Origin of the sequence: Sorangium sp. So ce1014, from assembly GCF_051521505.1 — a bacterium.
Lineage (GTDB): Bacteria > Myxococcota_A > Polyangia > Polyangiales > Polyangiaceae > Sorangium.
In genome coordinates, this window is record NZ_CP150356.1 from 12,059,375 (window position 1) to 12,072,443 (window position 13,069).

Consider the following 13,069-nt stretch of genomic DNA (forward strand, 5'->3'; position numbering starts at 1 on the left):
GGCGCTCGGGTCAGAGCGTCCAGGAGTGGACAACGAACGCGTTGTCCCGGCGGTGGAGCAGCTGGATGTCGAGCACGTCGAGCGGGCTGATGGGCTTGATGCCCGGGATCAGCGCGTGCTCGCCGTGGCCGTAGAGCGCCTGCAGCGCGAACCGGCACGCGTAGACCTTGCCGCCCTCTTCCATGAACCGGCCGATCTGCTGGTTCACGGCGAGGTGCCCGGAGAACGCCTCGCTGCCGAGCTTGGGAAAGCCGCGCTGCAGCCCCAGCGTGACGCCCGGCCCATACAGCAAGATGGATGTCTCAAACCCCTTACGCTGAAGGCGGATCGCCGTCAGCACGTTGACGAGGCCGATCGAGCCCTCGAAGGCCACGGTGTGAAAGGTAACCAGCGCCTTCTCTCCCGGCGTCGCCTTGACGTCTTCGAAGACCTTCTCCTCGTAATCAACCAGGAAGTCACCAGCGTTGTAGGCGGGATACGTCGGCTTCGGCATTGGTTACCTCTCTCCTAGAATGAAATAGTTGAGACCATAGCGGTTTTCTGAACGCAAGAAAAATGCAGGAGCCCTCCCCTTTTTGAGCGGGTGTCCGCCGCGGAGGAGGTGCGATTGTGGGTCTCGCGTCGGCGCGAGCCGCGCGCGGACCGAGCGGCTCGCGTCGACGCGAGCCTCGACTGTTTCGAGGGCTCGTCTCGGTGATTTCGAGGAGGTTTCGCGCGCTTGTCCGCGCGCGTGAACGTGGCTTGAGAGGTGCTGGGCGCTCGTGTGTCCGAGCGGCAAAGGCCGGCGGGGAATGCCGGCGGAGAGTCGCGCCCTCGGGCGCCCTGCTACCGCTGCTTCTTTCGCACCTTGGCGCTCTTGCCGCCCTTGGCGCTCTTGCCGCCCTTGGCGCTCTTGCTGCCCTTGGCGCTCTTGCTGCCCTTGGCGCTCTTGCTGCCCCTGGCGCTCTTGCTGGTCGTCGCGTCCTTGGCGGGCATCGTGCGCTTGCTGGTCTTGACACGACGAGTTGGCCGTGCGTCCGCCGCCTCGCGCCGCGCCCGGCGCGGCTTCGCCTCGTCCGACGCCGCGCCTCCGGCGAGCCGCCGCCCGTAGATGGCGCGCCGGAGGATGGCCACGTCCTCGATCTGCACGAGCATCGCGTCGCCGATGGCGATCCGGTCCCCCGACCGGCGGCCGATGACGCGCAGCCCCTCGTCGTCGATCTCGTACTGATCCGGGCCGAGCGACTCCATGCGGACGAGCACGTCGACGAACGGATCCTCGATGTTGACGTAGACGCCCGTCCCCACGATGGCCGTGACGATGCCCTCGAAGGTGTCCCCGAGCCGGGAGCGCATGAGGAGCGCGCGGTGCAGGTCGACCACCTCGCGCTCCACCTCCATCGCCTTGCGCTCGCGCTCCGACGACGTGGTGGCCGCCTCGCGCAGCCGCTCGATGGCCGCATCGCTCCTGTCGATGCTCTCGCCGCGCAGCACCGCGCGGATCGCCCGGTGCGCCGTGATGTCCGGGTATCGCCGGATGGGCGAGGTGAAGTGCAGGTAAGCGCTCGAGGCCAGACCGAAGTGGCCCACGTTGGCCACGTCGTACACCGCCTGCTTCATCGCGCGGAGCAGGAGCATGTGCAGCACCTGCTTCTGCGGGTGCGCGTCGAGCTTCTTCAGGAACACCGACAGCCGCTTCGGGTCGGTCGCGTCCTCCGGGTCGAACGCGAGCCCGAGCTCCCCACACATCGTCGCGAAGCGCTCGAGCTTCGCCTGGTCCGGAGGCGCGTGGTAGCGGAAGACGGTGGGGATGCTCTGGTCGACCACGAACTGCGCGCAGGTCTCGTTCGCCAGGAGCATCATCTCCTCGATGAGCTGGTAGGCCTTCGCCAGCCCGGGGTCGCGGCTGCGCTTCTGCACGTCGACGGGCGCGCCCGTCTCCGGGTCGAGCACCACCTTCGCCTCGGGCAGGTCGAGATCGAGCGCGCCGCGCCGCATCCGCTTGCCGCGGAGCAGCCGGGCGAGGTCCCACATCACCTGGAGCTCGTTCCTGAGCGCCTCGGCCTCGGGGCTGCGCGGCGGCTCGGGCGTGAAGCCGAGCGCGCGCGCCACGCCGGGGTAGGTGAGCTTCGCGATTGAGCGGATGTACCCCTCGATGACGCGGGCGCTCCGCACCGTCGCCGCCGCGTCGAGCTCGACCTCCACGCACAGGCAGAGCCGGATCACGCCCGGCAGCAGGGAGCAGAGGTTCGACGACAGCGCCCGCGGCAGCATCGGGATCGCGCGATCGGGCAGGTAGATCGAGTTGGCCCGCTCGAGCGCCGCCTTGTCGAGCGCGCTGCCCGGCCGCACGTAGTGCGACACGTCGGCGATCGCGATCCAGACCCGGTAAGAGCCGTTCTCCTCGCGGATCACCCAGACCGCGTCGTCGTGGTCGCGGGCGTCCTCCGGGTCGATCGTCGGCATGGGCAGGTGGGTGAGGTCGGTGCGCCCCTCGAGCGCCTCGGCCGGCACCTCGCCCCCGAACGCCTCGGCCTCGGCGATCGCCTCCGGCGCGTGCTCCTCCTCGATCCCCTCGCGCATCAGGATCTTGGCGACCTCCACGTTCGGGTCGCCCGGCGCCCCGAGCACGGCCTCGATCACGCCCTCCGGGTTCTCGTCGGGCAGGTCCGGGAAGCGGACGATCGACGCGACCGCCGCCGCGCCGTCCTCGGCGTCGGGCGGCACGAGCGGCCCGCCCGGCTCGCGCGGCACGATCACGATGGGCCCGCGGACGCGCCCGTCGTCCGGCTCGAGCCAGGCGCTCCTCCCTCGTCGCCGCAGCACGCCCGCTACGCGCACGTGACGCCGCTTGATGACGCGGACGATCTCCCCCTCCACGCCGCGGCGCGAGCGCGTCGCGACGCGCACCGCGACGGTGTCGCCGTGGAGCGCGCCGCCCATCGCCTCGGGCGAGATGTAGACGTCATCGGCCGCCCCTCCGAGCGCCACGAAGCCGAAGCCGCGCGGGTTCACGGTCAGCGTCCCCTCGTGCTCGGCGCCGCGCGCCTCGACCTGCTGGCGGCTCGTGCTGAACCGCTGGCCGGGGAAGGCGACGATGCTGCCCTCCAGCGCCAGCTCCTCGAGCAGCCGCTGCAGCTTCGTGTACCGGCTCGGATCGACCCCGAGGCGCTCGGCGATCTCGTTCGTGTGCAGGGCGCGCTTGAAGGAGGACAAGAGGTCGACCACGGCGACGACGGCCTCCCGGCGACGCGCGCCGGAGCTGGTGGTCGGGGAATCTCCGCGAGATGAGGAACGCATGAAACTCGACTAGCACGAGTCTCCTCTCGCTGGCTGTCTCCGCCCCGGTCCGGTATGCCTCGAGCCCACTTCTCTACGAGCCGCCACGACCGATGCTGCTGAACTCGATCGCCCTGCTCCTCGCGCTGATGCTCCTCGTCTTCCTCGCCGGGAGGGGCAACGTCTTCGCGGTGCGTCCGGCCCGCGACAAGCAGGCCGCGAGTGGATCCATGGACGCTCCTCGGGCGGGCCCCGAGGCGCCTGCGCCCTCGACCGAGCAGCGGCAGGCCGGACGCGCCCGGTTCTTCGTCACGCTCTTCCGGCTCGCGCTGTTCGTCGCCATCGCGGCGAGCGCGGCCCTCGTTGTCGAGTACCAGAACGCCGGCGACCCTGCGTTCTGCGGCGTCAGCTCGGGCTGCTTCGCCGTCCGGGTCTCGCCGTACAGCCGGCTGTTCGGGGTCCCGCTGCCGAACCTCGGCCTCGCCGCCTACACCACGCTGCTCGCCGCCTCGCTGCTCGCGCGGGAGCGCTGGCACCACGTCGCGCTCGCGGCCGCGTCGGCCGCCGGGGGCCTCGGCGCCGCGGTGCTCCTCGGGCTGCAGGCCTTCGCGATCGGCGCGTTCTGCGCGTGGTGCGTCGCGGTCGATCTCGCCGCCCTCGCGGCCGCGGTCACGTCCGCCCTCGTCGCCTGGCAGGCGTGGCGCACGCCGCGCGCGGCGTTCGAGCGCGCCGCGCAAGGCGGGCTGCGGCGCGCCACGGCGTGGGGCGCGGCCGCCGTGGCGGCGATCGGCCTGCCGTTCCTCTGGGGCGACCACCCGGTCGTCCCGCCGCTCCCGCCGGAGCTCGCGGCGCTGCAGGAGCCCGGCAAGATCACGGTCGTCGCGTTCACCGACTTCGAGTGCCCCTTCTGTCGCAGGCTGCACCCCGAGATGACCAGGATGGAGGAGCCCTACGGCGACCGCCTGCGCCACGTGCGCAAGATGGTGCCGCTCCCCAGCCACCCCGGCGCGCTCCCCGCGGCGAAGGCCTACGTCTGCACGCCCGCGGAGAAGCGCGAGCAGGCCGCGGCGCTGCTCTACAGCGCGTCGCCCGGCAGGCTCACCGACGCGCGCGTCGCGTCCGTCCTGGCGCCGCTCGGGCTCTCCGCCACGGAGCTCCAGGCCTGCCTCGCCGCGCCCGAGACGCAGGCCGCCATCGACGCGGACGTCGCGCTGTATGGGCGGATGGAGGCGCGTGGTCTCCCTGCGACCTACGTCGGTCGGCGGCTCGTGGTGGGTTACAACCCCGATCGCCTCCGCGATGCGCTGCGCCGTGAGGCCGCCGGCGATCCGCTCAGCCTGCCGCTCCCGTGGCTCTTCGTCGCCCTCTTCGGGGTCTCCGCGGTCGCCGTGGTCGTCGGCAGCAGGGATCGCTCGGCGGGCCAGGGCAGCGCGCCGCCCTCGCCGCCCGAGCGATCGTGAGCCGCGCCGCGCCCGCTGCTGCCTTTCGCGGCTGGTCGGCGGGTGACAGAATAGCTCATGAGTGATCATCCAGAGCTAACCGCCAGGCTGCCGCTGGAGTTCTTCCGCCAGCTACCCAAGACCGATCTGCACGTCCACCTCGACGGCTCCTTGCGCCTCGAGACGATCATCGAGCTCGCCCGCACCCACCGCGTCGAGCTCCCGACGTACGAGCCGCCGGAGCTGCGCAGGGTGATGAACCTGGGCCAGAACTGCGGCTCGCTCGTCGAGTACCTCAAGGCGTTCGACATCACGCTGCGCGTCCTGCAGACCGAGGAGGCGCTCTTCCGCGTCGCCTACGAGCTCGCGGAGGACGCCGCGCGCGAGAACGTCCGTTACATGGAGGTCCGCTACTCGCCGATGCTGCACACCCGCCTCGGCCTGCGCCTCACGAGCGTGGTCGAGGCGGTGCTCTCCGGGCTCAGGGCGGCGCGCGACGCGCTGGGCATCGAGAGCAACGTCATCGTCTGCGGCATCCGCAACATCTCGCCCGAGTCGTCGCTCGAGATGGCGGAGCTCGCGGTGGCCTACAAGAGCCGCGGCGTGGTCGGGTTCGACCTCGCCGGGGCCGAGTACGACCACCCGGCGAAGCACCACAAGGCGGCGTTCCAGCTCGTGCGCCAGAACAACATCAACTGCACGATCCACGCCGGCGAGGCCTACGGCCCCGAGTCGATCGCGCAGGCGCTGCACGTCTGCGGCGCGCACCGGATCGGCCACGGCTGCCGCCTGCGCGAGGACGGCGGCCTGCTCCACTACATCAACGATCACCGCATCCCGCTCGAGTGCTGCCCGTCCTCGAACGTGCAGACCGGCGCGGTGCGCGACCTCGCCTCGCACCCGCTGAAGCTCTACCAGAGCCTCGGCCTGCGCGTGACGGTCAACACCGACAACCGGCTCGTCACCGACACGACGGTGTCGCACGAGCTCTGGCACTGTCACACGAAGATGGGGTTCGGCCTGAAGGAGATCAAGTCGACCATCGTGGCCGGCTTCAAGAGCGCCTTCTTGCCGTTCCACATCAAGCAGGCGTACCTCCGCCGCGTCACCGACGAGCTCGAGCGCTTCTCCGCCGACGGCTCGATCCGCGCCGCCCCGCCCCAGGCGGCCCCTGGCCACGAGGTCCTCGAGGTCGCCTCGCCGGACGGGAAGGACGGCAGGCAGGGGGCCCACGCGTCCGTGGAGAAGGCCGCCAACTGACGCGCCGCCGCCGCCCGGGCGGGGCTCAGCCGCCCTTCCACTCGGTCCGCTGCACCACGGGCAGCTGCAGCGCGCGCTCCCGGTCGAGATCGAGCGACCCGAGGTGAATCGCGATCGGCGACTGCACCCACTTGAAGATCGAGCGCGAGAACAGGGTCGCGAACTTCTCGGCCCACGCCCCCAGCGCGGCGGGGTCCTTGTCGGGGAACAGGCTGGGGAGCGCGGCCGCCAGCTCGTCGGCGGCGAGCTTCTCCGCGCCGTAGAGGTAGAGGCACGCGTCGAGGACCTCGAACGGCATGAGCTCGGCTTCCCCGGACTGGTTCTCGGCGAGCTCGGGCCCCGCGGTCGTGGCGAGCGTCTGCTGGATGCCCTTGAAGCCGAAGCGCTGCGAGAGCCGCTCGAGCAGCGCGATGACCACGGTCTTCGGGACGTTGGCGATGACGCTGAACGCCCCCTCGAGGTCGCCGCCCACCGTGGTGTAGCCGAGCGCCTTCTCGCTCATGTTCCCCGTCTGCAGGAACAGCGCGCCGCTCGTGTTCGCCCAGTTCCACATGCGCCCGCCGCGGATGCGCGCCTGCACGTTCTGCCTCGTGAGCTCGGTGAGCTGCCGGTCGCCGCCGACCATCGCCTGGGCGGCCTCGAGCTCCCGGGGGAACGCGTCCTCGATCGGGATCACCGCGAACGACGCCCCGAGCTCGTCGGCGATCTGCGCGGCGGCCCGGTGCGTCGCGTCGCTGGAGTAGCGCGAGGGCATGAAGAACGCGTGGAGCGACGTCTTCATCCGCTCGCGCAGCGCCTCGCCCTCGAGCTCCGGGTGGAGCAGCTGCACCGCGCGCCAGGCGACGAGCAGCGTGAGGAGCGAGTCGCGGCCGCCCGAGAGCGCGAGGCCGATGCTCTTGAAGGCGCCGATCTTGCGGTAGTAATCGGCGACGCCGAGCGCGAGCACGTCGTAGAAGTCGTCGAGCAGCTCGTCGCGCGCCGAGATCGCCGGCCGCGTCGCCGAGGGCAGGAACGGGGTCGTGCCCGGCGGCGGGGCGGGGTAGGCGAGGCGCGAGCGGTCCGCGGTCTCCCCGCCGATCCGGACGACGTCCACCATGTGCGGGGAGGCGCGGCGGAACTCCTCGAGGTCGCTGCGCCAGGTGCTCGCCTCGCGGCGGCAGCGCGTCGTCCGGTCGAGGTCGACGACCGCCGTGGAGAACCCCTCGCGGAACCGCGGCGCCTCCAGCATCGGGCGGCCGTTCTGGTTGACGAACCCGCCGCCGTCGAAGACGAGCCCGTCGTTGCCGCCGACCAGGTTCGCGTAGGCGATCGTGCACTGGTTGTCCGCCGCGCGGGTCGCGATCATCTCGCGCCGCGTGCCGGTCACCCCGGCGCGGAACGGCGACGCCGAGATGTTGCAGACGATCTCGGCGCCCGCGTAGCAGCGGCGCCGCATCGGCCCGTCGGGCGACCAGATGTCCTCGCACACCTCGACGGCGATCGTCCCGAAATCGAAGGCGAAGATGCGGTCGCCGCAGAACACGCCGTCGGCGTCGAGCTCCATGAACGGCATGCCGCGCGAGAACGTCCGCGCCTCGTAGAAGATGTTGTACGTCGGCAGCTTCTCCTTCGGAGAGAAGGCGAGCACCTCGCCGGCGTGGACGATCGCGCCGGCGTTGAAGAGGTCTCCGCCCACGCCGACGGTCACGCCGAGGACGAACACGGTGCGGAGCGACGCGGTCTGCTCGGCGAACCGGCGGAGCTCGCGCTGCTGGCTCGCGACGAACGCCGGCCACTGCACGAGGTCCTCGGGCGCGTAGCCGCCGATCACCTGCTCCGGGAAGACCGCCAGGGTGACGTCGTCGCGCGCCATCGAGCCGGCGAGCGCGAGGCACCGGTCCGTGTTCGAGCGGACGGCGCCGACGGTCGCGTTGACGCTGGCGATTCCGATCTTGACGAGTCGCATCGGGCGCCAGCCTAGCGCGGCAGCACGGCGCTGAGCAGGGTGAAGAGCTTGTCGAGCTCTCCGGGCGTCACGCGCCGGTTCGCCTTCACCCGGTCTTCCTCGGCGAAGAACCCGATCGGATCGACGACCCGGACCGTCACGACGGCGATGCGGAACGAGGTCGTTCGGTCGATCTCCTCGTTGAGGAAGGCCGCGTCGCGGGCGGCGTGCTCGCGGCTCTCGCTCGCGCCGTCGAGCGCGACCAGGGCGCCGCCGTCCTTGGTCAGCGTCACGGTGGCCTCGAGCGACCTCAGGGTGGGCGGCACGCGGGGCGCCTGGCGCGGGCCCTTCAGCGTCCGCGCCGGGTCGATCGCCGCGGCGATCGCGGCCTCCTCGCCGATCGGGTCGGGGAAGCCGCCCGTGCCGATGAAGCGCCGCGCCTCGCGCGCCCGCGTCACCGGCAGCACCACGAGGAAGTTCGGCTCCACGGTCGCCACGACGCGCGCGTGCCCCTTGATGGTCACGCGCACGGCTGGCACGCCGAGCCCGCTCTCCTCGGTGCCCGGCGGCTGGCTGCGCGAGAGGAGCGTGTCGATCCCCGACTGAAGCCTCTCCGGCGGCACGTTGTGCTCGAGGACGATCACCGCCTCATGGGCCGCGTCCGCTCGCGGCGCGGTGAGGAAGGCGCGCTCGAGGTCCCGCTCCGGATCGAGGCCCGTGCCGGCGAGCACGGGGCCCCACAGATCGAGGGCCGCGAGCCGCGGCATGATGGGGTGGCCCCGGGTCCTGTCGGCGTAGACGAGCACCGAGACCTTCCCCCCGGCGATCGACTGCGCGATGGCGGCCGCGTTGCGCGGCCTCGGCGGCGGCGCCGTCTCCGCGCTGACCGGCGTCGCCGACGACGCGGAGCCGCACGCGACGACGGCGAGGGCGAGGGCGACGACGATGAGCCGCAGCGGCGGAAGGCGCATCGCGGCGAGGAGCCCTTGACGAACGGACGGCATCACCCGGGCGACGTTACCGGCACCTACTCCATCCTGCCAGCGGGGCAAGCCTTCCCTGCGTGTCGGTGCGCGTCCGCGCGGCGTCGCGTGCCCCTGCGTCGAGCCACCGATGTGCGGCGCACCGCGGCGCGGCGACCGGGCGGCTGATGCGAGAACGTGCGCGGGATCGCGGTCCGCCGCGCGCATCGCGGCGGGGCGGCCATCCCTCTTCCTCGCGTCGGAACCTGGAGTAGGATGCCGCTCCCGCGGTCCACGCCGAGCCGTGCGCGCCGCAAGGATCCGTGTCTCGCAACGCTGCGGACGCGGAGCCCGACCCACGTTGAAGAGGAGTGTCCCCCCATGGCGGTCCGTCCTTCCGACCTGCACGCGATCCCCCTGTTCGAGAGAATCACGGAGGACCACCTCGACGAGCTGATGATGGCGTTCCAGCGCCAGGAGGTCCCATCGGGCCAGGTGCTCTTCGAGGCCGGGAGCGCGCCGGCGCACTTGCTCCTCCTGGTCCAGGGCGAGGTCGCGCTGCTCGACGGGGGCGAGACGCGCTTCCGGCTGAGCCCCATCTCGCCCATCGGCGAGCTCGGCGCGCTGACCGGCTTCCGGCGGACGACGACCGCGGTGACGACGCAGCCCTCGGAGATCTGGCGCATCGGCGTCGCCGAGCTGCGGGACTTCTTCGAGGAGCACGGGGACGTCGCGTACCCGTTCTACAACAACCTGCTCAACGTCGTGGCCGGCAAGATCCGGCGCGACGCGCGGCGGCTCGAGGAGGTGCGCGCGAACCTCATCCGCACGCAGAAGGCGATGAAGCGGCTGCTCGAGCTCGTGCTCGACAGCGAGGAGACGCCGCTGAGCAAGGTCATCTGCGCGACGCTCGAGGAGCTCATCGAGAAGAACCGGCGCTCTCACTACATGGTCGAGCCGGCGCACACGCTGAAGAGCTCCGTCCGGCTGGACAGCGGCGCGCTCGTCCCCGTCGTCGAGCTCTCCGACGGCTGGCTGCGCCTCGCCGGGCTCCGCGACGCCGCGAAGGGCGCCGACTGGAGCGGCGTGCTCGTCCTGCCCGCACGCGAGATCCCGGTGAGCGGGACCATCGATTCGGTCGACAATCACGGCGCGCTTGTGCAGCTCGATCTCCTGATCGACGAGTACGCCGCCGCGCTCCAGGACTACCTGACGCGCCTCCAGATGCTGGATTTCGTGGTGTGAGCTCGCGCCTCGGGGCCCGGCGCCGCGGCCGCCGCGCGGCCTCGCTGCTCCCGGGCTCGTCGCTCCCTCGCTCTCCTCACCGTTCCAGACCCGTTCCAGACCGTTGCCAGGGTCGTGCCCGGTGATCTACGGTTCCCGGAGCGCACGGACATCGGAGCGCTGAGCCGAAGTGGCGGAATGGCAGACGCGGCGGATTCAAAATCCGCTGTCCGCAAGGGCTTGTGGGTTCGAGTCCCACCTTCGGTACTGATGCGGAATCCTTGGACGAGGCGCATGAGCGCGGATCTCGTCCGCTGTTGATGAAATCGCTTGCAGTTCCGGGCCCTTCAGGCGGGGTGAGGGCGCCGGCGGTGGACCGTTGGGCGTCGTTGTCGCACGACGGCGCGGCGGGGGCCGGCCGTCCGTGATGCTGCGCGCGCTGGACGCCGCGCTCCGTCGGAACAGCGAGCCGTGAGGCTGCTACGCTCGGCGCGCATGGGGCGTCGGAGCGGAGGTATCGAGCGGCTTGGCGCGATGATCCAGCGGCAGTCCGCGCTCGCGGCGCCGGCGGAGGTCGACACCGCGCCGATGCCGTTCCGCGATTGGGAGGCCGCCGTGGGGTCCCGGATCGCCGCGCGCGCGCGGCCGCTCAAGCTGGAGCGCGGCGTCCTTCACGTCCGTGCGGCGAGCTCGACGTGGGCGCAGGAGCTCTCGATGCTCGGCGACGTCATCACCGAGCAGCTCCGGGCGCGCGGTCTCCCGGTGCAGTCGCTCCGTTTCCGCGTCGGCAAGGTGGAGGCGGTCGCGCGGCCACCGTGGCGCGAGGAGGTCCGCTCGGCGCCGAAGGAGGCGCCGCTTCCGTTCGAGGTGCGGCGGGAGCTCGGGAAGGTCGCGGACCCCGATCTGCGCGACGCGATCGCGAAGGCCGCCGCGACGAACCTCGGCTGGCAGGAAGCGGAGGCGAGCGCGCGCCCTCGCAACGCGCCGCCGCCGGCCCCCTCTGTGGCCTCGCCGCCGCCGCCCTCGCGTGCGACCGCGGCCCCGGCCCCGCGCGTGCCGCCGCGTGCCACCGCGGCGCCGGACGACGCGGCGGAGGCCGCTACTTCGCCGCGACGAGCCGCTCGAGACCCTCGATCCGCTGCATCAGGAACCGCTCGGTCGGACCGAACGAAGGAGCCATCCGGCGCAGGTCGTCGAGGTAGATCCTGAGCGGCTGGATATCGAGCGTCTTGACGCGGCGGACCACGGTGTAGAGCTCGTCGACGACGGGGCCGGGCAGCGGGCGGCGCGCGATCGTGAAGAGCTCGAACGCGTAGTTGACCCAGGTCCCCTTGGTCGTGGCGCCCGCGAGCCGGGCCGCGTAGCGCGCGGCGAGCTCCGCGGCGGGCATCTCCAGCGGCACGTTCGTCCGCGCGCGGCTCAGGATGTCGATCAGCACGGTCTGCAGGATGCGCTCGGCCTCCTCGCTCCGCCCCATCGCGAGCGCCTTGTCGGCGAGGCTCGCGAGCAGGCGCAGCGACTGGAAGCCCTTCGATCCGCCGTCGCCCGTCGGGCTCGTGAGCTCCGTCGGGTCGTCCGACATCTTGCGCATCTCGGTCAGCGCCATCGCGCCGAGCGTCGCCGTCGCGCGCCGGAACTCGACCCCGTAGGCGTCGTGGGGCCGCGACTCCTCGCCGCCGTAGAGCAGCATCTCCTGGCTGCCGATGATGATGCGGTCGCCGTCGGTCAGCTCGCGCTGGCCGGAGATGCGCGTGCCGTTGACGTACACGCCGTTCCTGCTCTCGAGATCGAGCACGGCCACGCCGTCGTTGCGCACCTGCAGCGTGGCGTGGCGGCGCGACACGAGCGGATCGTCGAGCGAGAGCTGGCAGTCGCCGCTCCGGCCAATCACGAAGGGACCTTCGGGGAGCTCGAAGTCGTGCGCCAGGTACCGGAGGCGGAAAGGCATGGTCTATTTCAGTGCGCCGAGGCGCTCGAGCCCTTCGATTCGCTGGAGGATGAACCGCTCCGCCGGGGTACGTTCTCCTGCACGCTCGCGGAGCCGCTTCGCATAGCCACGGAGAATGGACATGTCGACGGCCTTCACCTTGCGCAGGACACTATACAGCTCATCGACGAGGTAGGCGGGAAGCAGGAGCTCGAGCCGCGTATTCAGCTCGAAAATGTAGTTGATCCACGCCCCCCGGCCGGTGGCCGCGGCGAGTCGGGTGGCGTACGTGCTGGCCTTCTCGACCAGCTCGGGCTGGACGGCGCCGACGCCCCCCTCCCGCGCCTTGGTGAGGATGTCGGCCAGCGAGCGCTGGAGGATACGCTCGGCCTCGTCGACCCGCCCCAGGGCGAGCGCCTTGTCGGCGACGCTGCCGATGAGGCTGAGCGCGTGCACGCGCTTGTCCGGGTGCTGCGGGATGAGCCCGGGCAGCGACCTGCGCGAGGCGATGGCCGTCGCGCCGTCGTCCTCGCCCGACGACAGCTCGCTCATGTCGACCGTGCGCGCGTTCTGCTGCCTCGTCCAGAGCGGCGCGCTCCGCGGAGAGTGCGTCGAGCTCGGCTCGATCGCCCCGAGCAGGAACATCTCCTGCCCCCCGATCGCGATCTTGTCGCCGTCCGACAGGAGCTGGCGCCCCGTGATCCGGGTCCCGTTGATGAGCACGCCGTTGCGGCTGCCGAGATCCTCGATCGCGACGCCGCCCTCGCCGACGGTCAAGAGCGCGTGCTTGCGCGACACAAGCGGGTCGTCGAGCGACAGCTGGCAGTCAGCGCTCCGTCCGATGAAGAACTCGCCGAGCGGCACCTCGAGATCGTGGGCGAGGTAGCGCAATCGGATGCCCATGATCGAGCCATACCAACAGCCCAACAGGCCGTCAAAAGCCAGCTTCCGGGCCGCGTAGCAAAGGTTTGCAAGCCCACAAGAACGGTCTTGCACCGCGGACGGCGACGTCCGTTGCCGTCTTACAATGTCGCACTGGTAGACGCCCCGCGCGGGTGCTCTCGTCGGAGGCGGG

The 13,069-nt window shown here is 71.5% G+C and carries 10 protein-coding genes and 1 tRNA gene; 5 read left to right on the plus strand and 6 right to left on the minus strand.

The genetic code is table 11. The features are described from left to right. Window positions 1–10: 10 nt before the first annotated feature. Both WME75_RS45450 and rnr read right to left on the minus strand, forming a co-directional pair. Window positions 11–493 carry an MSMEG_0572/Sll0783 family nitrogen starvation response protein gene (locus WME75_RS45450; protein ID WP_437484586.1) on the minus strand — a complete coding sequence of 161 codons (483 nt, stop codon included), beginning with the start codon at window positions 491–493 and terminating at the stop codon, window positions 11–13. 332 nt (window positions 494–825) lie between these two features. Continuing rightward, window positions 826–3,279 carry a ribonuclease R gene (gene rnr, locus WME75_RS45455; protein ID WP_437484588.1) on the minus strand — a complete coding sequence of 818 codons (2,454 nt, stop codon included), beginning with the start codon at window positions 3,277–3,279 and terminating at the stop codon, window positions 826–828. Window positions 3,280–3,371: 92 nt separating this feature from the next. Here rnr and WME75_RS45460 point away from each other — a divergent pair, with 92 nt between their 5' ends. After that, window positions 3,372–4,718: a vitamin K epoxide reductase family protein gene (locus WME75_RS45460; RefSeq protein ID WP_437484590.1), complete on the plus strand. Its 1,347-nt coding sequence runs from the start codon at window positions 3,372–3,374 to the stop codon at window positions 4,716–4,718. A 57-nt stretch (window positions 4,719–4,775) separates the two neighbouring features. Beyond that, window positions 4,776–5,957 (plus strand): adenosine deaminase, encoded by a 1,182-nt coding sequence (add, locus tag WME75_RS45465; protein ID WP_437484592.1) that lies wholly within the window; start codon window positions 4,776–4,778, stop codon window positions 5,955–5,957. Between the two features lie 25 nt (window positions 5,958–5,982). Here add and nadE read toward each other — a convergent pair whose 3' ends face one another. Both nadE and WME75_RS45475 read right to left on the minus strand, forming a co-directional pair. Then, complete coding sequence (gene nadE, locus WME75_RS45470) at window positions 5,983–7,902, minus strand: NAD(+) synthase (RefSeq protein WP_437484594.1); 1,920 nt, start codon at window positions 7,900–7,902, stop codon at window positions 5,983–5,985. An 11-nt stretch (window positions 7,903–7,913) separates the two neighbouring features. Continuing rightward, window positions 7,914–8,852 (minus strand): hypothetical protein, encoded by a 939-nt coding sequence (locus tag WME75_RS45475; RefSeq protein WP_437484595.1) that lies wholly within the window; start codon window positions 8,850–8,852, stop codon window positions 7,914–7,916. Window positions 8,853–9,224: 372 nt separating this feature from the next. On the opposite strand from WME75_RS45475, the gene WME75_RS45480 reads away from it, so the two are divergent. From WME75_RS45480 to WME75_RS45490, 3 genes are all read left to right on the plus strand, one after another. Continuing rightward, window positions 9,225–10,088, plus strand: coding sequence for a Crp/Fnr family transcriptional regulator (locus WME75_RS45480; RefSeq protein WP_437484596.1), 864 nt, complete (start codon window positions 9,225–9,227; stop codon window positions 10,086–10,088). Between the two features lie 163 nt (window positions 10,089–10,251). Beyond that, window positions 10,252–10,334 (plus strand) — tRNA-Leu (locus WME75_RS45485). Window positions 10,335–10,655: 321 nt separating this feature from the next. After that, complete coding sequence (locus tag WME75_RS45490) at window positions 10,656–11,276, plus strand: DciA family protein (RefSeq protein ID WP_437495068.1); 621 nt, start codon at window positions 10,656–10,658, stop codon at window positions 11,274–11,276. Here WME75_RS45490 and WME75_RS45495 read toward each other — a convergent pair. Together WME75_RS45495 and WME75_RS45500 are read right to left on the minus strand one after the other, a co-directional pair. Continuing rightward, on the minus strand, window positions 11,167–12,015 hold the full coding sequence (locus WME75_RS45495) for an FHA domain-containing protein (RefSeq protein ID WP_437278710.1): 849 nt from the start codon (window positions 12,013–12,015) through the stop codon (window positions 11,167–11,169). The genes WME75_RS45490 and WME75_RS45495 overlap by 110 nt on opposite strands. 3 nt (window positions 12,016–12,018) lie before the next feature. Beyond that, the gene (locus WME75_RS45500) at window positions 12,019–12,897 is read right to left on the minus strand and encodes an FHA domain-containing protein (protein WP_437484597.1); all 879 of its coding nucleotides are present in this window, start codon (window positions 12,895–12,897) and stop codon (window positions 12,019–12,021) included. Between the last annotated feature and the right edge of the window lie 172 nt (window positions 12,898–13,069).